A 20,556-nucleotide genomic window follows, 5' to 3' on the forward strand; every position below is an offset into this window, starting at 1 on the left:
TGGCAGATATTCATGGATCCAATTGCGACGGAATAAACCCAACGCCTTGCGTCACGGCCAGTGTTTGGGACGCGGAAGCTAAAACGTGGCGTTCGTCTGCTGGCGATTGGGAGTAGACTTGCTTCGGTGTGTGCATGAGAACTCACGAACTTTCCATTCCGCGCGATTCTATGCACACCGGACGCAGTTCTGTCTTCAAACAATCTCCGCTGTAGGCGGAAACGGTATCTGCTGAGGAGATCGCAATTCGAGGGTTCTTAGGGAATGGCATGCAAGCCTTCTTAGTGTGGGCAATCTTTGAAAAGATGCCCCAGATGATGCGGGCGCCTCACAAGCATGTAAGAGACTGGCTGAAGGGGTGCCAGGGGGTGGGTCAACACCGCTGAGCCTCACTTGAAGCAAAGCCTGCAAGTGACAATCCGTTACGGGGATAGGGCTCGATTGCGCTCCTCCGACAGACAAATTCTTGCGCAACTGAGTAGAAGTCTGTTGATTCTTTAAAGATATCAAAGGGACAAACCTCAAAAACTCAATTTCCTTACGATATTTGCAAGCTCATCGTTTTTGACGCAAAGGATTGGAACCGCAGCCACAGATTTTCTAGTGACATGACAGTAGCGCGGCTCGTCGATCTAACTCTAGCTTCTCATACACTTGTAAGATTACGCCAAGCCTTCCAATCACCTTTCTGCGCTGCACTCCAGGCGGCAACCAAATTTGCCTTTTGCAATAGCCCGTGACGGGCTCCAAGCGTATCCGTCGCACGCCACTCGGGCGTTCGGGTCAATTCAAGCGTTGGAGGATTTTCAGAAAGCCACTCTCTGGCTTGCCGAACATCGCGGTTGGGGCTGGGTGGAGTTCCGGCATATAGGCGCGCTCCGTGCTTGAGGCATTTCGGGGTCCCATAGGCCGCCCATCCCCTGCAGGGGGTACCGTCGCGCTTAAGCGCAGTACAACGTTTCTGCACCCCCACACCGAAGCCATACTGCAGCGCCATTTCCATTGTAAGCGACTTATCTCGACTAACCGGTCGCAGATTGGCCAGCTGTCGCGCACGAGCTTCTGGATTGCTAGAAAGAGGCATGCTGAACCCTTCCACGAGGACCGACCCTGGCCTCAAGTTCGATCCATATTGCAACGGAACGCGCACCCTTTCCACCACATGTCACCCATTATTTCTTCTGTAATACTTAGCCAAATTTGGCTTCCCGCGAAGAATAAGACTATGGGGTGATCAGGGGGCAAGGGGTGTGAGGAATTTGCCTGGCCTTCAGGCTGGTGCAGCGCCGCTAGCGCCGAAAGACCTACCAAAAAGACCTTCAAGACTCGGCAACTTCGGCACGAAAGGTTACCTTCTTGCGGCCGTTTGGCTTCTTCCCCAACGTCACCTTGAACTGATGTGTGCCGAAGCGGCGCCGATCTAGAGGCGCAAGCAACTCGTTCACAGCGCGTGCCGATATTTTGCTTTCGTCGCTCTGGTGCTTCTTTCCTCGCGCCACGGCAAAGTTGTACAGCTGATCCTGGAAGCGGACGGCCATATCCCCTGGCATGAAGCCCTCATTGTTGATACGAACCCTGGCGTCGGCGTCCTGATCCTTTCCTGCTGCCAGCCGGAGAAGCCCTAGGTCGGCCACACTCTTGGCGATCTCTTCCTGCTCGGCAACCATTGCTTCGACCAGATCGGCGGCGGCCTCATCGACAGATGTTAAAAAGCGATTCTCCGCCCATAAATCGTAAATCTCTATCCCTGTCCTCGAAGCAATCATCATGGGCGCCGCCACTTCATTCTCCCAATCACTAAACCGACCACCGGGGATGCGGGCAGCTGAACTGATTTCGGCTTGTGCGATTTTTGCGTAAGCGGAGAGAAGCTCAGAGCGGTTCTCGGCCGTGAAGCCAATCAGGTCCCTATTAAATAGACGTCCCGGTTTGGGACCCCTAAAGTTCACCCAAAGCGCGCGTGACATACTATCCGCGGATCCTGGTTGAAGCGCATTTCCGGTTACACAAACTACAGGTAACGTCGAAACCTCCACCTCTTGCGTCTTTCCCAGGATGCGAAGTCGCATGGTGTCGCTGGTGGCAGCCTTGTCTAGGGTCGCGTTTCTCCAATGCCAACCGTTGGGAAGGTTGTCGAAAAGGATCATGGTCGGCGTCTCAATCAGTGCTGCCGCATAGGACTTCTGGAACTCATTTCTATCCTCCGGATACTCTGTCACGCCAGGCAGCCCTCCGGTGACCAAGAGGTGCGCAGCTTCAGCGCTTGTTGTTTTTCCGCTATTCGGCTCGGGCGCATTCAGAAGGTAGATCGGACAACCACGCCGGATCGACGTTGGACGCTTTATGAGAGTTAAGGGCATTGACAGAAAGTGCACCAAGTCCTGAAAGCTATCGAAACGAGCTTCCATCATCCATTCTTCGGCCAAAAAATTGAATGCGTCCTGTGGGGACGTGTACATGTCCGGATCTATGTGGACGTTTTTGCTGTCGATGTAGAGCTTCGTCGGGGGGTGGTATCCGATAGAGCCGGTAAGTAACTGTCCGTCCCACCACACAGGGTGATCAACAACACCTGCCAATTCGCGCAGGCCCCCGGTCGGCCCAAGATTTGCGATCGCTTTGATGATCCACGGGTCCATTCTTTTTCGGACGATTTCTATCCGCTGACCGCGTTGCACACGCCCGTGCCATTTGATGGCGCGCTCCATCGGGCGGATCAGGTTGACTGTATCGGCTCTAATTGGACGCTTTCGTCGGACGAATGGAGCATTGCTATCGATACCTTCTCGAAGAATTGCGCTTTCGGTCTCGGCCACGACGACGGTCGCGTCGGCGAAGGAATAGACTTCTCCAAACCTGTTCAGTGCCTTCACGACAGCCACGATCGTAGCGCTGCGATCGTCCCCTTCGTCAAGCACGACAATGCGATCCGTATGCTGAACGCCCTCAATCATATTGAGCACAAGCTTCACGTCGTCAGCCATCGATCTGCCCATTCAGCCATTTGGCAATGGCCTTCTGTTCATTAAGAGTGAGACGCGAAAGAGTACCGATAGCGGACTCAACACGCTGCGCCTGATTTGGAATCCGGCGCCGTGCCCTCTCAGCGTCTCGCCTTGAGTTGGCCGCCTGCATTTTTCGGGCGCTGTCGATCTGCGAAACAACCCAAATGACGCTGGCGCCAATATCTGGGCCCATGACGCCAATGCTTATTAGAGTTCTGATAATCTCCGCATCTCCCCAGCCATCTTGGCACAAGAGCCATGAGATGCTGTTAATTCGGCGTTTCCAATCGTCCGAGCCAGCGGCAGCGATCTTGGCGCGGCGAACATGATCAAGTAGGACTGGATCGGCGGCCCCAAGGCTCATATCGGAGCGCATTTTGCGGTAGACTGCGCGACGCTTTGCACGCACGGCCTCGTCTAGGCTGCCCACGTCTGGACCGCCTGCTTGTCGTACCCAGTCCAGAAACGCGTCTGTGGTGCGTCCGTAATGAGGGCTCGAGCAACGGTGGAAACAGTTAAAAGAGCGATAGGGGTCGGTATTTGTAGGCGGTCGGTAGCCAGTGCCCTGGGTCTCACCGTCAGTGTGCTCGTCATGCCAAGGGCAAACAATGTCGATCCAACCGTGGTCGCCTAGGTCGCCAAGGATCATTCCTTGGGCATCAAGCCAAACTAGCACTGGGTCGTGACCCGAGTTAATTGGCGCTGGATCACCCACTGTCCGAGGCGCTGAGGCCTTTGCCCTCACTAGTTTACTGGCAGCCTGGAGATCGAGACCCAAGCCTTTGATGACTTCCGCTTCACTGAAATGTTCCCCGGTCCATGCGACCAACTCTGCACAATGTGTTTTACCGTGGGGCAAAGAGTCTGGCAGCCTTACGAGTCGCAGCGGGTTTTGTCCGCCTGGATCATTTACACCAGCTACAATAGCTGAATGGAGCAGCAGTTTTGCGCGCTGATAGTCACGTACTGGCTCATCAAAGATATAACCCCATTGCTGCGAACCTGGTTTGGTCTCCACCACAAAGCTCGGCTCCATTTCGGGGACCTTAATTGTTCGATCACCCTTTTTCTGACCAACGTCGTCGAGCACCAAAACTGCCATCCCGCGCCAGGTACTTTTGGTTCGCCGAAATTTAGTCCGATCCGCGATTGTTGGATCCTGCGGAAGGTGAAGACCGACACCAAAATGTGTGTGAAAGCCCTGTACTTTGCTCGCCGGCCAAGCATACGCGGGAAATGTGGGTCTTCCGCGCAATAGATGGGTGGCTGCAATACAGCCTGTTTCACTCGCTTCGGCCGCATGAAAGACTGCCTCCAGAAACTCGGCGTTGTTTTCTGGAAGACTTGAATGCCTGTGTGTTGATCGCTCAGCGCGAGCGAGTCGCTGACCCTTCTGGTTCAGTTCTTCGCAACTCATGTTTTGACCCCTGCGGCCACTAGTTTGGCCTCAACTCTGGGCATCACGAACTCATGCATTTCGGCGAAGTTGAAATTCACCCACGCGGAGTTGTCATAGCCGCCTCGGCCATTTCCCATCCACGAAACCCGTCCAACCGGAATGATCTTCGTTACGTGGGGCGCGAATGGCGCGAACCATTGACCAGTGAGCCAATCCGAAGGGATCAGGAGCCATGCACGACACTCTGCTGCTAGCAGCGCATTGAGCACGCGCAGTCGACTTTTCTTTCCGTACGGGGGGTTCGTGACTACGAGATGCTGTGGCCACCGATCCGCGACATCAGCAGTCTCGATCGCCAGATCGCGGGGCTCAGTGTCGTAAGCCTCTGAAATTTTGAACCCATGCGCTTCCAATCGTGCGGCAAGCATGTTCGCGCCTGCACACAGCTCCGAGATTTGTTCCTTCGGATCCAAATACGGCACTAGCCTGTCGGTCACGGACTCGGGCGTATCAACTTTGTCATCCTTAATCAGTGTGTAGCCACGTTTGCTCATGCTGCACCACGCGGTGGAACAACATGTCGCTCACGAAAGGCATCAAGGCTTTCACGCGTCACTCGGCGAGCTCGCGGGCCAACCTTGTAAGAAACCAGCTCACCGCGGCGGATAAGATCCCAAATTGTGCGATCCGAGACTGCGATCTCGGCCGCGGCGTCAGCGATTCTAAGGTCAGGCTCGCGTTCCATAGTTACTCCCCCAATGCGCACTTGCGCGTAGATGGGAGCGAAGATCACTGTACGTGCAGATACCTGCAATGTAGCGGTGCGTTCTGGTTACCACTTTCCCATTTGTGGCAACGGATGGTAACCGCTATCCGAAGCGCTGGTCTCTTTCACGTGCCTTTCTAGCTATTGTATCCGCCTTCCAAGCATAGCGATTCGCGGGGTCTTTTTCGGCCCATTCCGCAAGCAGTTTCTCACTTCGCGCTAGTGCCCACCTTCGTCTGACACCAGGAACAGCCATTTGTTCGTCAAAGATCCCCAGCGCCACCTCTTCTGTTAATTTGGACTTTGACTTTCTGACTTTTTGGGACCCATCGAGACCTTTCCTGCGTCCCTTCACAAGCGTGGACTCTTTCTTCAGCGACTTGTGCAATTGGATACTTTGCTCATTGCGTATTGAGAATTCATGCGTCCATCGCCGATGATCATCTTCAAGCAGAGTAGCTAGGCGGGGTGCCATTAACTGAACGATTGCCCTTAATGCATCGTGGTTATCGAGATCGAGCGGAAGTGCCTGCGACCAGCCATCTTTTGCGAAGCGATACGAGCCATCATCGTTGCGCCGGAGGTATATACCACCGATCTCGAATACCTGGCTCATGCTCGCACCTCTTCAAGCGACTTGACGTTGTCAGCCTCCAAACCCGTAAGATGGTCGACCCAAGCTTGGGTGAACCTTCGTGCGGCCTCGTTGTGCTCCGCGGAAACATATATGTGGTCTGATCCGTCTGCCGGCGGTGTATGGTTAGATAAGCGGTCGCGAATGTCGCGGCCTCCACCATTCTCAGCAACCCACGTCAGCGCCGCTCTCCGCGTCGCGTGAGATGTGAACTCTTCTGATATGCCGATCACTTGCCGCTTCCGAGCAAGGGTCCGGATCACCAGATGTTTGTCAGTCGGCCGATTGGCGTCTTGAACTGATGGGAAGACCAGGTGTGAGGCGGTCTCGCCCTCGCGATCCCGAAGTCGCTCCACGGTCTGGCGCGCAAGCATAACGACATGAGCCTTTCCGTTCTTCGAGCGGGCAGCGGGCAGCGTCCACGTGCCAGCATCCATATCGATCTCATCCCACTCCATGGACGTCACCTCCCCAATGCGTGCAAATGTCTCTAACTGAGTGCGGAGGATCTCACCATGTTGCCCCAATTGATCGAGGCCGCGTACGTAGTTGCGGATTTCACGCGACCCGGGAGTGTGTTGGCGCGGCTTCCGCTTCGGGAGCGTTACTGCCCCTACCGGATTGGGATGATCTGGCGGAAGCCACGTACCGTCCAATGTCGAGATTTTTCGCGTACGCCCACTGGCCACATTGAACATCGTTGAAAGTACCGAACGGACTTTCTCAGCTTCACGTAAAGCACCCGCATTCACGATGTTGGACAAGACCGCCTTGGCTACCTCGTGGTCAAATTCCATTGCGGGCAGTTCATCATAATACGGCACAATGAATTTTCCCAGGAGGCGCTCGTCCTCCCTCGACGACGATTCGGCTTTAGTCACCCGCGCGTAGTCAGAGATGTATCGTTTAATCAAATTGCCCATGGTTAGGGCGCTGGGAGATGCAGATGTGGCTGGCATTGGCACATTGCCTTCGAGCCGTTGAGAGCGTAGTTCGCGCCATGTTTCACGAGCGTCCGCCGTCGACATCTTAGGGTAGCGCCCGAACTGGAGTTCCACTTGTTTCTTTGTGTCGGGGTGTTCGTATCGGTAGATCCAGACTTTACCCGTACGTTTGCCGTGACGCATCACCAGGCCAGGTCGATCCTTATCAACCAACTTACCGCCGATGGCTAGTTGGCGGTACTCTAGATCAGAGACATCTGTCACGCGTTCACCTGCTGCCAATGCAGCCGCCTTCCTAAGGGCCTCGCGCAATTCGCCTCGGACGCCCGTGTCCAACGCCGCTTGGATGTGATTTGAAGCAAGCTCACGTGCTGATAGGCTCTTTTCAGGCATTGCCGGAGTTCCTTCATAGTTTGGCGATGTCGGGCTCAGTCGTTCCAGCGGCTGGCCGCACCACAAAACTAAAGGTTCTTCCAGGTTTTTTCCAGATTTGCCTGCATTATTGCTCCGAAACCTGCACAAACTCGCACTCTGCATGCCATAAAAGAAGGACCGTAGCGCCCCTAAATTTCAGGGGTTTTAGCCTTATTTTCTTTATGTTTAGAGTGGTGAGCCGTGCAGGATTCGAACCTGCGACCCACTGATTAAAAGTCAGTTGCTCTACCAACTGAGCTAACGGCCCACTCTTTTGTTAGGATCTTTCGATCCGTGGCGCTCTCTAAGGCATTTTCCCGATCGGGTGCAAGTCCTTATTTCACACCTCGTTTCGCCTGTAATTTCTTACGCTCCGGCGACCCGATAGGCGGCCTAATTAGGCAGGGGACGCTGGGGGGTCAACCCCTTTTTTCAGGAATCTGCGCGATAGGGTGGATTCATTTCAAAGGCAGGGTTATATGCCCGCCATGCAACGAATACTGACCTCGGGTTTGCCCTTCATGAAGATGCACGGGCTAGGCAATGACTTTGTCATTGTGGATGCGCGTGCGCAAAGCATTGACCTAACACCCGCCCTGGCAAAGGGAATCGGGCACCGTCAGTTTGGCGTCGGCTTTGATCAGTTGGCAGTCATCGAAAACGGCGAATCGGATGCGCATCTGGTGTTCTACAACGCGGACGGGTCGACTTCGGCCGCGTGCGGCAATGCCACGCGCTGCATCGCCCGCTTCCTGATGGAGGAAACCGGCAAGCCCGAGCTGACCCTGACGACGGAACGCGGCACGCTTTATGCGCGCGACGCGGGCGACGGGCTGACCTCGGTCAACATGGGCCCACCGCAGCTGGAGTGGCACGAGATTCCGCTGGCTGAAGAGGTTGATACGCTGGAACTGCCTATCGAAGGCGTTCCCTCGGCAACCGGAATGGGCAATCCGCACTGCACATTCTTTGTGGACGATGCCGAGGCCATCCCACTGGAAGAATTCGGATCGCGCTACGAATATCACCCGCTTTATCCCGAACGCACGAACGTTCAGGTGGCGCAGATCATCGGCCCCGATCACATCCGTATGCGCGTGTGGGAGCGCGGCGTGGGCATTACGCTGGCCTCGGGCTCGTCTTCATGTGCCACAGCGGTGGCGGCTGCACGGCGCGGCTTGACCGGGCGCAAGGTGCAGATCGAACTGGACGGCGGCACGATCTGGATCGACTGGCGCGACGATGGCGTTTGGATGACCGGTCCCACTGCCCATGTTTTCTCAGGTACGCTGACCCCTGAGTTTCTGGGGGCTCTGGGATGAGTGCGCCCAAGTTCACCACTCTGGGCTGCCGCCTGAACGCCTACGAGACCGAGGCAATGAAAGAACTGTCGCAACAGGCGGGTCTGTCGAACGCCGTGGTGGTGAACACCTGCGCCGTGACGGCCGAGGCCGTGCGTAAAGCCCGGCAGGAAATCCGCAAGCTGCGTCGCGAGAACCCCGATGCACGTCTGATCGTGACCGGCTGCGCTGCTCAGACCGAACCCGAAACCTTCGCCAAAATGGACGAGGTCGACGCGGTCATCGGCAATACCGAAAAAATGCAACCCGACACCTGGAAAGGCATGGCCGCCGATTTCATCGGTCAGACTGAGGCGGTACAGGTCGATGACATCATGTCCGTGACCGAGACCGCAGGCCACTTGATTGACGGCTTCGGCACTCGTTCGCGCGCCTATGTGCAGGTTCAGAACGGCTGTGACCACCGCTGCACCTTCTGCATTATCCCCTATGGCCGCGGCAACTCGCGTAGCGTCCCTGCGGGCGTGGTGGTGGACCAAATCAAGCGGCTGGTGGACCGGGGCTATAACGAGGTGGTGCTCACAGGCGTCGACCTGACCTCGTGGGGCGCCGATCTGCCCGCACAGCCCAAGCTGGGCGATCTGGTGATGCGCATCCTCAAGCTGGTGCCGGACCTACCGCGCCTGCGGATCAGTTCGATCGACTCGATCGAGGTGGATGAAAATCTGATGCAGGCCATCGCGACCGAACCGCGCCTTATGCCACACCTGCACCTGTCGCTGCAGCATGGCGATGACCTGATCCTGAAACGGATGAAACGCCGCCACCTGCGCGACGACGCCATCCGCTTCACCGAAGAGGCCCGCAAGCTGCGTCCAGACATGACCTTTGGCGCGGATATCATCGCAGGCTTCCCCACCGAAACAGACACGCATTTCGAAAACTCGCTGAAACTGGTCACGGATTGTGACCTGACCTGGCTGCATGTCTTCCCCTACTCCAAACGCGAAGGCACGCCCGCGGCCCGTATCCCTCAGCAGATCAACGGCACCATCATCAAAGCCCGCGCCGCGCGCCTGCGCGCTGCCGGAGACGCTCAGGTCGCGAAACACCTGACCGCACAATTGGGCAAAACCCATCACATCCTGATGGAAAACCCACATATGGGCCGCACGGAACAGTTCACCGAAGTCACCTTCGATACGCCCCAACCCGAAGGTCAGATCGTAACCGCCTCGATCACCGATTACACGGACAGCCAACTCAAAGCCTGATCCGTCCTTCATCTGGCTAAAAATACCTCGGGGTTGAATTGGCCGCAGGCCAAGAAGGGGCTGGCCCCTTTATCCCGCCAGAAACAAGAAACCCCCGCAACCGGATGGCGCGGGGGTTTTTAATTTCAGCGATGCAAAAGCCTTAGTGCTGACGCTTGCCTTTGACACCGGCCCAAAGGCGTTTGTTCACCAGATACAGCAGCACCGACAGAACAGACAGGAAGATCACGCCGACAAAGCCAGAGTACTTACGCTCCATCATCTTCGGTTCAGCCGTCCACATCAGGAAGGCAGCGATATCCTCGGACATGGCCTCAACCGACGCCGAGTGACCATCGGCGAATTCCACCTGATCCTCGGACAGGGGCGGTGCCATCGAGATCCAGCCGCCAGGGAAGGCTTTGTTCTCATAGAGAACGGTGCCTGCCTCTTCCTTTTCCTCACCGGTATAGCCATCCAGCAGGGACGCGATGTATTCAGCTCCACCCATGCCTTTGAAGAACTGGTTGATCCCCAAGCCGTAAGGGCCGTGGAACCCGGCGCGGGCCTTTGCCATAAGGCTCAGGTCCGGTGCACCAACACCAGTGTTTGCCGGGAAGTGATCGGTTGGGATCGCAGGACGGAAATCATCCAGTTCCGGATCGAACACTTCGAAATTCTCTGCCGAATAGGCGATGACTTCTTCTTCCGAATATCCCAACGCTTCCAGATCACGCAGAGGTACATATTGCAGACCGTGGCAAGCCGCACAGACTTCGGTATAGACCTGAAGACCTCGTTGAAGCTGGTTCTTGTCCCAGGTGCCAAACGGCCCCTCGAATGAAAAGCTGAAGTCCTCGATATGCTGCTCGCCGCCGCCTGCCGCGAAGGACGCAGCAGGGGTGAGGGCCAGAGCAAACGCGGCACCGATTGCAAGTTTCTTGAACATGTTTCCGGTCCCTCTTCTTACTCGGCCGGCGTGGCTTCGGCGTCAGCCTTGCCATAATGCGCGTTGAAGTCTTCTTCGATGGTCTCGGGCTGGGCCAGAGGTTTCTCGATCACACCAAGGATCGGCAGGATCACGAAGAAATAGGCGAACCAGTAAGCCGAGGCGATCAGCGAGAAGGTCGCATAGGGCTCCTCGGCGGGCATCGCACCCAGCCACATCAAGGCAAAGAAGTCGACGATCAGCAGGTAGAACCACCATTTGAACATCGGACGGTATTTGCCCGAACGCACGCTGGAAGTGTCCAGCCACGGTGCCAGAGCCATCGCCAGGATCGCACCGAACATCGCAATCACACCAAAGAACTTGGCATCGATGATGCCGCCGGTGATGAAGCTTGCGAACTGAACAACCCAAACCTCACCGGTGAAGGCCCGCAGGATCGCGTAGAACGGCAGGAAGTACCATTCAGGCACGATATGTGCAGGTGTGACCAGCGGGTTGGCCTCGATATAGTTATCGGGGTGGCCCAGATAGTTCGGCATGAAGCCCACAACCGCCCAGAACACGACAAGGATCACAGCCAGCGCAAACAGATCCTTGATCACAAAATAGGGCCAGAAGGGCAGCGTGTCTTTCTCGGCATCGGCTTTCGACGTGCGGCGAACCTCAACACCTGTGGGGTTGTTGTTGCCGGTGGTGTGGAAGGCCCAGATATGCACTATAACCAGCGCCGCAATCACGAACGGCAGCAGATAGTGCAGCGAGAAGAAGCGGTTCAGCGTGGCGTTATCCACTGCGGGTCCACCCAGCAACCAGGTCTGGATCGCGTCGCCAACGAAGGGGATCGCACCAAACAGGCCGGTGATCACGGTTGCACCCCAGAAGGACATCTGACCCCAGGGCAGAACATAGCCCATGAAGGCAGTACCCATCATCATCAGGTAGATCAGCATCCCGATGATCCACGTTATCTCACGCGGGGCTTTGTACGAGCCGTAGAACAGGCCACGGAAGATGTGGATGTAGACCGCAACAAAGAACAGCGATGCGCCATTCATGTGCAGATAGCGCAGCATATAGCCGCCATTCACGTTGCGCATGATGTGCTCGATGCTGGCAAAGGCCAGATCAACATGCGGGGTGTAGTGCATCACCAGAACGATACCGGTAATGATCTGCAGTGCGAGACAGAATGTCAGCACGATACCCCAGATCCACATCCAGTTCAGGTTCTTGGGGGTGGGGATCATGAGTGTATCGTACAGCAAGCCGACGATGGGCAGGCGGCTGTTCAGCCACTTTTCGCCGTTTGTCTTCGGCTCGTAATGATCGTGGGGAATTCCGGACATTTGGGTCTCCCTTAGCCGAGTTTGATGGTGCTGTTGTCCGTCCACTCAGCGGGCGGAACAGGCAGGTTTTCAGGCGCAGGGCCCTTACGGATACGACCGGCAAGGTCATAGTGCGAACCGTGGCAGGGGCAGAACCAGCCGCCAAAGTCACCGGCATCACCCAGCGGCACACAGCCCAGGTGCGTACATACGCCCATCTGAACCAGCCAGGCACCGGGGGCTTCGCCCTCAGGCGAGGGCATGACGCGGTTTTCGTCGGTCGCGGGCGCGTCAGCCGGTTGGTTGAAGTTGCGCGCCAGCGGATCGGGCAGCGCATCCAGACCTTCGGCGTCCTGCTCTTTGGCCTCTTGGATCTCGGCACCGGTGCGGTGACGGATAAAGACGGGTTTACCCAGCCATTTCACAGTCAGCTGCGTCCCCGGCTCAACGCCGCTCACGTCCACACGGATTGAGGACAGCGCCTGAACGTCTGCCGAGGGATTCATTTGGTTGATCAGGGGCCATACGGCTGCACCCGTCGCAACGACACCTGCGCCGCCAGCGACGTAGTAGAGGAAATCTCTGCGGGTGCCTTCGTTGTCTTCTGCGTGGGACACGAGGTTTTCTCCGATTCCGGCGCCCGGAGGATACCGGGCAAACATGCATCAGCACCGCATCAAAGCGGCGTCTCATCGCGGCTATCTAGCCGGGAGAAATCGGTTCGTCCAGCGGTCATAGGCGCGCACTACGCCGCAACTGGGCATTCATGTCACTACGTCAGGTACTTTTTTCAAGGTTGGAGCTGATTTTAGCCAAAGGATTCGAGCACCAGGGCCATGTCTCTGCTCAGGTGATTCGCGCTAATAACGGGCAGGTCCACGCGCGAGCCGTCAGGTTTTGCAAAGCAGAAACCGAAGAAGCCAAACTTTCAAGAATATCCCCAATTCTTGCCTTATTTTCTTCAACTTCAGTTAGATTCAGAGCGTATAAATTATTGAATTAAAAATAGATATTTCAAAATGACCCCATACGCTCGGAATTTGATTGCACTTGGCAAACGAGTGCAAGAAGGCGCGGGTCAGGACAACTTTTTGCAGGACTTTTCCCATGCCACAGACTTCACGGATCACGCTGCTTTTCGCTTTGTTGCTATCGACACAGGCCCTCGCGGCCGGAGATCCAGCCAAGGGCGAGGCGCTTTACAACAGGTGTTCCTCTTGCCACGCTATCATCAAGGATGGTGAGGTTTTGGTCAAAGGAGGAATCACCGGTCCGAATCTCTTTGGTGTTGTTGGGCGCATAGCTGGTACCGAAACCGACTACCTGAATGGCAGTGAGCGGCTGCCGATCGGAATGTTCACCGACGACATGATCCGCGCGGGCCAGGAAGGGCTGGTCTGGACCGAAGACAGCATCGCCGCTTATTCCAAAGATCCGATTCGCTTTATTAAAGACTATCTTGACGACGAAACGGCCCGTCCCAACATGAGCGTAAAGCTGAAAAAAGGGGCCGAGGACATCGCGGCCTACCTGGCAACGTTCAGCGACTGACCCTAGCGCTGACCCCGCATCAGCGCGGTCAGCCTCGAAAGCTCTGAACCGATCCCCTCTGCCACCTGATCCGCTGCGGCCAAGCGCACGGCTTCGGGTTTGTTCTGGTTCAGCTTCCATGTGCCCTGAATTTCGTCGACTTGCATCCGGCACGGCACGATCATGCGCATCATCCGGTCCAGTGCATCAGGTGTCATCTTGCCGGTTGTCCAAGCTGGTTTAGGCAACAACCGCTGCTCATAAAAAGCCGACTGACGGTCCAGAAGATCCCGTAATTCATCATGCGGGCGCAGTTCCAGCTTTCCCGTCAAGTGAACGGCGACATAGTTCCACGTAGGCACCTGATCTTCGACCCCGTACCAATCGGGTGAGACATAACCGTCCGGACCGGCGACGGCGATTTTCGCGGCGCGGGGGACTGTCAGCGCGCGGAAAATCGGGTTCGACCGCACAAGATGCAATTCTGCGACCGTGCCATCTTCGCTCAACAGGAAAGGTACATGACTGATCAACGGAGCGCCTTCGGTGGACAGCGCCAATACGCCAAAGGCCCGCGCGCGGGCAAATTCAACGCTTAGGGCCTGATCTTCAGAGCGGAAAGCCGGGTTTGGGTGCATATCAAATCTCCTAACGGAACGCCTTGCAGATTCGCAGCGATCTTGGCAAGGTCCGCGTCGTTCTCAGGGCGGGGTGAAATTCCCCACCGGCGGTATGCGGGCGTTGATCCGTAAGCCCGCGAGCGGCCTCGGTACACGAGGTGACAAGCAGATCTGGTGAGAAGCCAGAGCCGACGGTTACAGTCCGGATGAAAGAGAACGCGCAGCGTGCCCCTCGGCGCGGCTGCTCGTGATCGCCTTGGGTGACGTGTCTGTTTACGTAGGAGATCATGATGACACACACCCGCTACGCTTTCGTCAAAGCCAACTGGCATTCCGATATCGTTGATCAGGCGCTGGAAGGGTTCCTGCAACTTATCCCCGCCGACCAGATCGACGTGTTTGACGTCCCCGGCGCGTTCGAAATGCCCCTACTGGCCCGCGACCTGGCGCAAACCGGGCGCTATGCGGCCATCGCCTGTGCCGCTTTTGTGGTGGATGGTGGCATCTACCGGCATGATTTCGTGGCGCAGGCCGTGGTCGATGGGTTGATGCGCGCCGGGATGGACACGGGCGTTCCGGTCCTGTCGGTCTCGCTGACCCCGCACCAGTATCAGGAAACCGACCACCACAATGCGATCTACCGCGCGCATTTCGTGGAAAAAGGGCGCGAGGCCGCACATGCTGCACTCAAAATCACCGAAACCCGCGAAAAAGTTGCGCAGGCGGCCTGATCTTCTTCTTTTCGCAAATACTCAAACGCGCTGCCCACAGGGCAGCGCACCCCGCCCCAACCGCAAATCCGCTTGAGGCCAGAGGCTCTCCCCGCTAATCACAACCCTCAAAGGAGCACGCCCCATGTCGATGAACAGTTTCGGACACCTCTTCCGCGTCACCACTTGGGGTGAAAGCCACGGCCCCGCCTTGGGGGCGACGGTGGATGGTTGCCCTCCGGGTGTTGCGATCGACGAGGGTATGATCCAGCATTGGTTGGACAAGCGTAAACCGGGTCAGAACAAATTCACCACCCAGCGGCGCGAACCCGATCAGGTCAAAATCCTGTCCGGCGTGTTCGAGGGGCAGACAACCGGCACGCCCGTTCAGCTGATGATCGAGAACACCGATCAACGCTCGAAAGACTACGGCGATATCATGGACAAGTTCCGTCCGGGCCACGCTGATATCACCTATTGGCAGAAATACGGCATCCGCGACTATCGCGGCGGCGGGCGTAGCTCGGCCCGAGAAACGGCGTCGCGCGTCGCGGCCGGAGGGCTGGCGCGTGAAGCGATCAAGCAGATCGCGCCAAATGTGCAGATCACCGGCTATATGACCCAGATCGGCCCACACAAAATCGACCGCGCCAACTTCGACTGGTCACAGATCGAACAGAACCCGTTCTGGACACCCGACGCCCAAGCCGCTGACGACTGGGCCGCCTATCTGGATGATCTGCGCAAATCCGGCAACTCGGTTGGCGCTGTGGTCGAAGTCGTCGCGCGCGGCGTCCCCGCAGGGATCGGCGCGCCGGTTTACGCCAAGTTAGACACTGATCTGGCCGCAGCGATGATGTCGATCAACGCCGTCAAAGGCGTCGAAATCGGCGAAGGCATGGCCGCCGCAGAACTGACCGGTGAGGCCAACGCCGATGAGATTTTCATGGGTCAGAACGGCCCGCAGTACAGCTCCAACCACGCGGGCGGAATTCTGGGCGGTATCTCGACCGGGCAAGACATCGTGGTGCGGTTTGCGGTAAAGCCGACCTCATCCATCCTGACCACACGCAAGACGATCACCAAATCGGGTGAGGAAACCGAGATCATCACCAAAGGCCGCCACGACCCCTGCGTCGGCATCCGAGCCGTCCCGGTGGGTGAGGCGATGATGGCCTGCGTGATTCTGGACCACCTGCTGCTGCATCGCGGTCAGATCGGAGAAAACCGTGGACATATCGGCTGACCTGCGCAGCCGCTTGCGCGGCGTCGTCGCGCAGCGCATGGAAACAGACCCGGCCCATGATCTGGCCCATCTGGACCGCGTCTGGGTGAACGCGCAGGCCATTTCTGATGACCGGACAGATATGACTGTTCTGCTGGCGGCCAGCTATCTGCACGATCTGGTAAACCTGCCAAAAGATGATCCGGATCGCCATTTGGCCTCACGTAAATCAGCGCTGGAATCAGAGCCTATTCTGGGGGTTTTAGGTTATAGCCGCGCCCAGATCGACGCCACCAAACATGCCATTGAGGCGCATAGCTTTTCGGCAAATATTCCGCCCGAAACGCCCGAGGCCCGCATTCTGCGCGACGCCGACAGGCTGGACGCATTGGGCGCCATCGGGATTGCACGGAACTTCTCGGTCTCGGGCGCTTTGGGGCGCACTCTGTATGATGCATCTGATCCCTTTGCCGCTGATCGCACGCTAGATGATCTGCACTTTTCACTGGACCATTGGAAAGTGAAATTGCTGAACTTGTCCGACGATATGCTCACCGAATCCGGACGGCAGATTGCAAAACGCCGTACCGCGCGGATGATCCGGTTTCTGGAAGACTTCGCCGAAGAAATCGGCAGTGAACTACCCAATACATGGATAAACGGCGAGGCCACCCGTTGATCTTTGCCGACTAAAGGCGCAGGGTTCGGCCCATGGCAAAATCCTTAACATCGCATCGACCCGTCTTGGCGGTGGGTCTAAAGCTGGGCGCTTTGTTCCTGTTCACGGCGATGGCTGCAGTGGTCAAAGCGGTGTCGGATGACTTTCCGCCCGGCGAAATCGTGTTCTTCCGATCACTTTTTGCGATACCGGTCGTCGTTGGCTGGCTGCTTTGGCGCGGAGAACTGGCACAAGGTCTAATCACCAGAAAACCCATGGGGCATTTCTGGCGAGGAGTTCTGGGAACGTCAGCCATGGGACTAACCTTCACCGGTCTGGCTTTACTGCCCCTGCCTGAGGTTACGGCGATTGGGTATGCCACACCGATCTTCACCCTGATTCTGGCGGCCTTCATGTTGGGCGAACGTATTCGTATGATCCGCATCGGTGCAGTCAGTCTTGGGCTGCTGGGCGTATTGATCATGATTTGGCCCCGGCTGGGCGGCAACAACATGGAAAGCACGGCGGCGATCGGGGCGCTTTGCGTTTTGGTTGCGACGATGGCGCGTGGGTTTGTACAAATCCACATCCGACAATTGGTGCAGGTCGATCACCCCGCCGCCGTGGCCTTTTACTTTTCACTGACAGCAACCCTTTTATCGTCCTGTACGGCCTTGTGGGGCTGGACGACACCAACCCTTGAACAGACTCTGACACTGGCAGTTATAGGAATAACAGGCGGTGTTGCTCAGATTTTGGTGACGACGTCTTACAAGTTCGCGCAGGCCTCCATGCTGGCGCCTTACGACTATACAACGATGCTGTTTGCCGTGGTTATCGGTTACGTTTGGTTCGACGAACTGCCCACACTCGTCATGTTGATCGGTGCCACTTTGGTAATTGCGGGCAACGTTGTGGTTATCCTACGCGAACGTCAGCTGGGCTTGGAACGCAATAAAGCCCAATCTGCAACCGATCCCAAGACCTGATCTTTACCTTTGCCGAACTTCACCTAGGTTGGGCGCAACAGAATGAAAGGTTCCTCTCATGAGTGACGCGCAGGATCACAAGGAAAAGATGCAAAAGGTGCAGGCCCAGCACCGCAAGAAAGTATCCGAGGCCGTAGACCCGGATCGCGGGTTAGTCTTGATCAACACAGGCAAGGGCAAAGGCAAATCCTCGGCTGCGTTTGGTGTAGTGATCCGGGCGCTTGGCTGGGGTCAGAAAGTGGCCGTGGTGCAGTTCATCAAGGGCAAGTGGAAAACGGGCGAGCGCCGCTTCTTCGAAGAGCGCGATCTGGTCACCTGGCACACGATGGGCGAGGGCTTTACCTGGGACACGCAAGACCGCGAGCGTGACATCGCCGCCGCCAACGCGGCCTTTGACAAAGCGCGGGCGTTGATGGCCAGTGGCGAATACGACCTTGTGGTGCTGGACGAGATCAACATCGCCCTGCGCTATGAATATCTGACGGAGGATCAGGTGATTGACGGTCTGAACGAACGGGCAGTCAAGACTGGCGTGATCCTGACGGGCCGCGACGCGCCGCAAGCCCTGCGAGACTATGCCGATCTGGTCACGGAAATGACCGAAGAAAAACACCCGTTTCAAGCTGGCATCAAAGCCCAGCGCGGCGTGGACTATTAAACTTTGGGATGACAGAGCGCCCCCGATCATAAGTCAGGGGCGCTCTGATCCTATCAAATTGCGCGAGACTTCGGGTCCAGCGTGATCGACCAAAGCTCGGTATCGGCGCGGTCCATCAGGCGTACCGTCATCTGTTCGGTTGCACCGTCGATATCCACCAATCCAAAGAACTGAAGGCCAGCGCTGGGCGGCAGGTTGGCACCCTGATCCTCAGTCGGGGCTTTGACGAATTTGACTTCAGGACCAAAGGTCCCATCCAGCGCGTTCGGACCAAAGGTTCCAGCGTGCAACGGGCCCGAGACGAATTCCCAGAACGGCTCAAAGTCCTGAAATTGCGCTTTGTTAGGGTCATAGTAGTGTGCAGCAGTATAGTGAACGTCAGCCGTGAACCAAACCGTATTTGTGATCCCAGCAGTTTTGATGAATCGCAGCAGTTCGGCAATCTCCAACTCGCGCCCTTTGGCTGGGCCACTATCGCCGTTCGAGATCGCCTCGGCCCCGGACTTTTCGCTCCAGTTGTCCCAGACGATCAACCCAATCGGCATGTCGGACGCGATAACCTTCCACGTCGCCTCAGATGCGGCCAGTTCCCGTTTCAGCCAAGCCAGTTGCTCGGCCCCCAGAATGCGGGACTGATCGTTGATCTCATCCTCCATCGAGGCACCATTCGGCCCGCGATAGCTGCGCAGGTCCAAAAAGAACACGTCCAGCATCGGCCCATATGAAATCTTGCGATACACCCGCCCCGGCTCGGCCGGGGTGATGCGCAGCGGTGTCATTTCGTGGAAGGCGCGGGCGGCGCGGGATTGCAGCACGTGGACCGACTTCTCGGTATAGCGGTCGTCCGAGATGAGATCTTTCGCATCCGACCAGTTGTTCACGACCTCATGGTCATCCCACTGAAAGAAGGTCGGGCAGACGGCGTTCATGGCGCGCACATGCTCGTCCATCATGTTGTATTTCCACTGACCACGGAATTCGTCCAGCGTTTCAGCCACTTTGCGTTTCTCGTCGATCAAGGTGGTGTTTTTCCAGATCAGTTGATCATCCTTGACGACCTCATCTTGCATCGGACCATCGGCATAAATCGTGTCGCCCGAGTGGATGAAGAAATCTGGTTTGTGCTGCGCCATAGTGGCGTAGGTGCGCATTCCGTCGTCGTCAATCCCCCAGCCTTGACCGGCCGTATCACCCGACCAGGCAAAACGGATATTCCGGCGTGAGGTCGGTGCAGTGCGGAATTGGCCAACAATAGGCTCTGATACGGCGTTGATGTCGTGCAAATCGGCGGCCACAAAACGGTAAAAGATATCCTGATCCGACGGCAGCCCATCGACCAGTCGCTTGACGGCCAGATCACTGTTGGGGATTGCATCCATCGGAGTCAATTTGCGCGCATTAGCAAAGCTCTCGGTAGTGGAAACTTCCATCATCACGCGGGCGGGACGATCCGTGCGGGTCCAGATCATACCCGAGGTGGTGTCAACATCACCCGACTGAACGCCGTGGGTGAAAACCGGGCGCGAGGATGCGCGACTGATGGCCGGCATGGACAGTGATGCGGCGAAGGCGGTGCTGCCAGCCAGAAAGGCTCGGCGGTTGGGGCGTAAGATTCGGGTCATTTGGGCTCTCCTGTCTGGTGGCCCTTAGGGACCACGCGATTGGTGAGCGGCAGTGAGCCGCCTGTTTGTAAAACAAGCGGCTCAGATTTTTGAAAGTATCACGATGATATTGTGACACTTGTGGATAACGCATTCACGCTGTCACACCCTCTTCCGGCGTGCTGAGCGAGATGACGGCGACCACCGCAGCGCCGTTTAACCAGTAGAATACCGCATCCAGGCCCGAAAACCCAAACAGGCTGGGCGCAGCCAGAAATGTCACTCCGACCAGAAGATCCACGGCCAGATGAAACTTATAGGGTAAGACGCGCCAGATCCCCAGGTGATGGTCGGTCAGGACGGTAAGCACAAAGGCGGCAACGCCTGTGACGACCGACAACCACAGCGCCAACGGATTGGATTGACCCAGCCCCAAAAGAAAAGGCAGCGTCATCAGGGCGATAGCGACGGGATAGTCCAGATAGGCATGGATATTGCGCGTAACGAAACGAACAGACATTATATTTCCTTTCCTTGCTTGGAATGGCTCCAATGTAGGTCGGAAAGCCTGT

At 56.8% G+C, this 20,556-nt stretch carries 20 protein-coding genes, 1 tRNA gene and 1 riboswitch; of the genes, 8 read left to right on the forward strand and 13 right to left on the reverse strand.

What is annotated here, in order from left to right; translation table 11 throughout:
* Window positions 1-1,319: 1,319 nt before the first annotated feature.
* The 7 genes from ACR0DX_RS13850 to ACR0DX_RS13880 all read right to left on the reverse strand — a co-directional run bounded on the left by ACR0DX_RS13850 (window position 1,320) and on the right by ACR0DX_RS13880 (window position 7,430).
* On the reverse strand, window positions 1,320-2,984 hold the full coding sequence (locus ACR0DX_RS13850) for a hypothetical protein (RefSeq protein ID WP_170355734.1): 1,665 nt from the start codon (window positions 2,982-2,984) through the stop codon (window positions 1,320-1,322).
* Entirely contained in the window at window positions 2,977-4,422 is a 1,446-nt protein-coding gene (locus ACR0DX_RS13855; RefSeq protein WP_170355733.1) for a hypothetical protein, read from the reverse strand. The genes ACR0DX_RS13850 and ACR0DX_RS13855 overlap by 8 nt, the downstream gene beginning before the upstream one ends.
* A complete protein-coding gene (locus ACR0DX_RS13860) occupies window positions 4,419-4,958 on the reverse strand; it encodes a hypothetical protein (protein ID WP_170355732.1) in 540 nt (179 codons plus the stop codon). The genes ACR0DX_RS13855 and ACR0DX_RS13860 overlap by 4 nt, the downstream gene beginning before the upstream one ends.
* Window positions 4,955-5,149 (reverse strand): helix-turn-helix domain-containing protein, encoded by a 195-nt coding sequence (locus ACR0DX_RS13865; RefSeq protein WP_170355731.1) that lies wholly within the window; start codon window positions 5,147-5,149, stop codon window positions 4,955-4,957. The genes ACR0DX_RS13860 and ACR0DX_RS13865 overlap by 4 nt, the downstream gene beginning before the upstream one ends.
* 124 nt (window positions 5,150-5,273) lie before the next feature.
* Window positions 5,274-5,786, reverse strand: coding sequence for a hypothetical protein (locus ACR0DX_RS13870; protein WP_170355730.1), 513 nt, complete (start codon window positions 5,784-5,786; stop codon window positions 5,274-5,276).
* Window positions 5,783-7,285 carry a tyrosine-type recombinase/integrase gene (locus ACR0DX_RS13875; RefSeq protein ID WP_170355729.1) on the reverse strand — a complete coding sequence of 501 codons (1,503 nt, stop codon included), beginning with the start codon at window positions 7,283-7,285 and terminating at the stop codon, window positions 5,783-5,785. Before ACR0DX_RS13875 ends, ACR0DX_RS13870 begins: the two co-directional genes overlap by 4 nt.
* 69 nt (window positions 7,286-7,354) lie before the next feature.
* Window positions 7,355-7,430, reverse strand: a tRNA-Lys gene (locus tag ACR0DX_RS13880).
* 211 nt (window positions 7,431-7,641) lie between these two features.
* On the opposite strand from ACR0DX_RS13880, the gene dapF reads away from it, so the two are divergent.
* Both dapF and mtaB read left to right on the forward strand, forming a co-directional pair.
* Window positions 7,642-8,484, forward strand: a complete 843-nt coding sequence (dapF, locus tag ACR0DX_RS13885; RefSeq protein ID WP_170355728.1) for a diaminopimelate epimerase — start codon at window positions 7,642-7,644, stop codon at window positions 8,482-8,484.
* Window positions 8,481-9,737, forward strand: coding sequence for a tRNA (N(6)-L-threonylcarbamoyladenosine(37)-C(2))-methylthiotransferase MtaB (gene mtaB, locus ACR0DX_RS13890; RefSeq protein ID WP_170355727.1), 1,257 nt, complete (start codon window positions 8,481-8,483; stop codon window positions 9,735-9,737). The genes dapF and mtaB overlap by 4 nt, the downstream gene beginning before the upstream one ends.
* 142 nt (window positions 9,738-9,879) lie before the next feature.
* Here mtaB and ACR0DX_RS13895 read toward each other — a convergent pair whose 3' ends face one another.
* The 3 genes from ACR0DX_RS13895 to petA are packed head-to-tail and all read right to left on the reverse strand — an operon-like array spanning window position 9,880 to window position 12,610.
* Window positions 9,880-10,665, reverse strand: coding sequence for a cytochrome c1 (locus tag ACR0DX_RS13895; RefSeq protein WP_170355726.1), 786 nt, complete (start codon window positions 10,663-10,665; stop codon window positions 9,880-9,882).
* A 17-nt stretch (window positions 10,666-10,682) separates the two neighbouring features.
* Window positions 10,683-12,014, reverse strand: a complete 1,332-nt coding sequence (gene petB, locus ACR0DX_RS13900; protein ID WP_170355725.1) for a cytochrome b — start codon at window positions 12,012-12,014, stop codon at window positions 10,683-10,685.
* Window positions 12,015-12,025: 11 nt separating this feature from the next.
* The gene (gene petA, locus ACR0DX_RS13905; protein ID WP_170355724.1) at window positions 12,026-12,610 is read right to left on the reverse strand and encodes a ubiquinol-cytochrome c reductase iron-sulfur subunit; all 585 of its coding nucleotides are present in this window, start codon (window positions 12,608-12,610) and stop codon (window positions 12,026-12,028) included.
* 490 nt (window positions 12,611-13,100) lie between these two features.
* Here petA and ACR0DX_RS13910 point away from each other — a divergent pair, with 490 nt between their 5' ends.
* Window positions 13,101-13,544 carry a c-type cytochrome gene (locus ACR0DX_RS13910; RefSeq protein WP_170355723.1) on the forward strand — a complete coding sequence of 148 codons (444 nt, stop codon included), beginning with the start codon at window positions 13,101-13,103 and terminating at the stop codon, window positions 13,542-13,544.
* Window positions 13,545-13,546: 2 nt separating this feature from the next.
* On the opposite strand, the gene ACR0DX_RS13915 is transcribed toward ACR0DX_RS13910, so the two are convergent.
* Window positions 13,547-14,161, reverse strand: a complete 615-nt coding sequence (locus ACR0DX_RS13915; protein ID WP_170355722.1) for an FMN-binding negative transcriptional regulator — start codon at window positions 14,159-14,161, stop codon at window positions 13,547-13,549.
* A 55-nt stretch (window positions 14,162-14,216) separates the two neighbouring features.
* Window positions 14,217-14,365, forward strand: a riboswitch (FMN riboswitch).
* A 68-nt stretch (window positions 14,366-14,433) separates the two neighbouring features.
* On the opposite strand from ACR0DX_RS13915, the gene ACR0DX_RS13920 reads away from it, so the two are divergent.
* The 5 genes from ACR0DX_RS13920 (at window position 14,434) to cobO (ending at window position 18,383) form a co-directional block, all read left to right on the forward strand.
* A complete protein-coding gene (locus tag ACR0DX_RS13920) occupies window positions 14,434-14,874 on the forward strand; it encodes a 6,7-dimethyl-8-ribityllumazine synthase (RefSeq protein ID WP_170355721.1) in 441 nt (146 codons plus the stop codon).
* Window positions 14,875-14,998: 124 nt separating this feature from the next.
* Window positions 14,999-16,099, forward strand: coding sequence for a chorismate synthase (gene aroC, locus ACR0DX_RS13925; RefSeq protein WP_170355720.1), 1,101 nt, complete (start codon window positions 14,999-15,001; stop codon window positions 16,097-16,099).
* Window positions 16,083-16,757 (forward strand): HD domain-containing protein, encoded by a 675-nt coding sequence (locus tag ACR0DX_RS13930; RefSeq protein WP_170355719.1) that lies wholly within the window; start codon window positions 16,083-16,085, stop codon window positions 16,755-16,757. Before aroC ends, ACR0DX_RS13930 begins: the two co-directional genes overlap by 17 nt.
* 32 nt (window positions 16,758-16,789) lie before the next feature.
* Window positions 16,790-17,725 carry a DMT family transporter gene (locus tag ACR0DX_RS13935; RefSeq protein WP_170355718.1) on the forward strand — a complete coding sequence of 312 codons (936 nt, stop codon included), beginning with the start codon at window positions 16,790-16,792 and terminating at the stop codon, window positions 17,723-17,725.
* Between the two features lie 58 nt (window positions 17,726-17,783).
* Window positions 17,784-18,383, forward strand: a complete 600-nt coding sequence (gene cobO / locus ACR0DX_RS13940; protein WP_170355717.1) for a cob(I)yrinic acid a,c-diamide adenosyltransferase — start codon at window positions 17,784-17,786, stop codon at window positions 18,381-18,383.
* 53 nt (window positions 18,384-18,436) lie between these two features.
* Here the strand turns inward: cobO and ACR0DX_RS13945 are convergent, their stop codons facing one another.
* On the reverse strand, window positions 18,437-20,005 hold the full coding sequence (locus ACR0DX_RS13945; protein ID WP_480846472.1) for an alkaline phosphatase D family protein: 1,569 nt from the start codon (window positions 20,003-20,005) through the stop codon (window positions 18,437-18,439).
* Between the two features lie 133 nt (window positions 20,006-20,138).
* Window positions 20,139-20,504 carry an SPW repeat domain-containing protein gene (locus ACR0DX_RS13950; RefSeq protein ID WP_170355715.1) on the reverse strand — a complete coding sequence of 122 codons (366 nt, stop codon included), beginning with the start codon at window positions 20,502-20,504 and terminating at the stop codon, window positions 20,139-20,141.
* Window positions 20,505-20,556 lie beyond the last annotated feature (52 nt).

It is taken from the genome of Ruegeria sp. D3 (assembly GCF_056534465.1).

Coding starts and splice junctions, on each gene's coding strand:
- ACR0DX_RS13920 (WP_170355721.1), top strand. CDS start 14,434: ATGACACACACCCGCTACGCTTTCGTCAAAGCCAACTGGCATTCCGAT.
- ACR0DX_RS13870 (WP_170355730.1), bottom strand. CDS start 5,786: ATGAGCCAGGTATTCGAGATCGGTGGTATATACCTCCGGCGCAACGAT.
- ACR0DX_RS13875 (WP_170355729.1), bottom strand. CDS start 7,285: ATGCAGAGTGCGAGTTTGTGCAGGTTTCGGAGCAATAATGCAGGCAAA.
- ACR0DX_RS13850 (WP_170355734.1), bottom strand. CDS start 2,984: ATGGCTGACGACGTGAAGCTTGTGCTCAATATGATTGAGGGCGTTCAG.
- ACR0DX_RS13910 (WP_170355723.1), top strand. CDS start 13,101: ATGCCACAGACTTCACGGATCACGCTGCTTTTCGCTTTGTTGCTATCG.
- ACR0DX_RS13855 (WP_170355733.1), bottom strand. CDS start 4,422: ATGAGTTGCGAAGAACTGAACCAGAAGGGTCAGCGACTCGCTCGCGCT.
- cobO (WP_170355717.1), top strand. CDS start 17,784: ATGAGTGACGCGCAGGATCACAAGGAAAAGATGCAAAAGGTGCAGGCC.
- ACR0DX_RS13865 (WP_170355731.1), bottom strand. CDS start 5,149: ATGGAACGCGAGCCTGACCTTAGAATCGCTGACGCCGCGGCCGAGATC.
- dapF (WP_170355728.1), top strand. CDS start 7,642: ATGCCCGCCATGCAACGAATACTGACCTCGGGTTTGCCCTTCATGAAG.
- ACR0DX_RS13915 (WP_170355722.1), bottom strand. CDS start 14,161: ATGCACCCAAACCCGGCTTTCCGCTCTGAAGATCAGGCCCTAAGCGTT.
- mtaB (WP_170355727.1), top strand. CDS start 8,481: ATGAGTGCGCCCAAGTTCACCACTCTGGGCTGCCGCCTGAACGCCTAC.
- aroC (WP_170355720.1), top strand. CDS start 14,999: ATGTCGATGAACAGTTTCGGACACCTCTTCCGCGTCACCACTTGGGGT.
- ACR0DX_RS13945 (WP_480846472.1), bottom strand. CDS start 20,005: ATGACCCGAATCTTACGCCCCAACCGCCGAGCCTTTCTGGCTGGCAGC.
- ACR0DX_RS13935 (WP_170355718.1), top strand. CDS start 16,790: ATGGCAAAATCCTTAACATCGCATCGACCCGTCTTGGCGGTGGGTCTA.
- petB (WP_170355725.1), bottom strand. CDS start 12,014: ATGTCCGGAATTCCCCACGATCATTACGAGCCGAAGACAAACGGCGAA.
- ACR0DX_RS13895 (WP_170355726.1), bottom strand. CDS start 10,665: ATGTTCAAGAAACTTGCAATCGGTGCCGCGTTTGCTCTGGCCCTCACC.
- ACR0DX_RS13950 (WP_170355715.1), bottom strand. CDS start 20,504: ATGTCTGTTCGTTTCGTTACGCGCAATATCCATGCCTATCTGGACTAT.
- ACR0DX_RS13860 (WP_170355732.1), bottom strand. CDS start 4,958: ATGAGCAAACGTGGCTACACACTGATTAAGGATGACAAAGTTGATACG.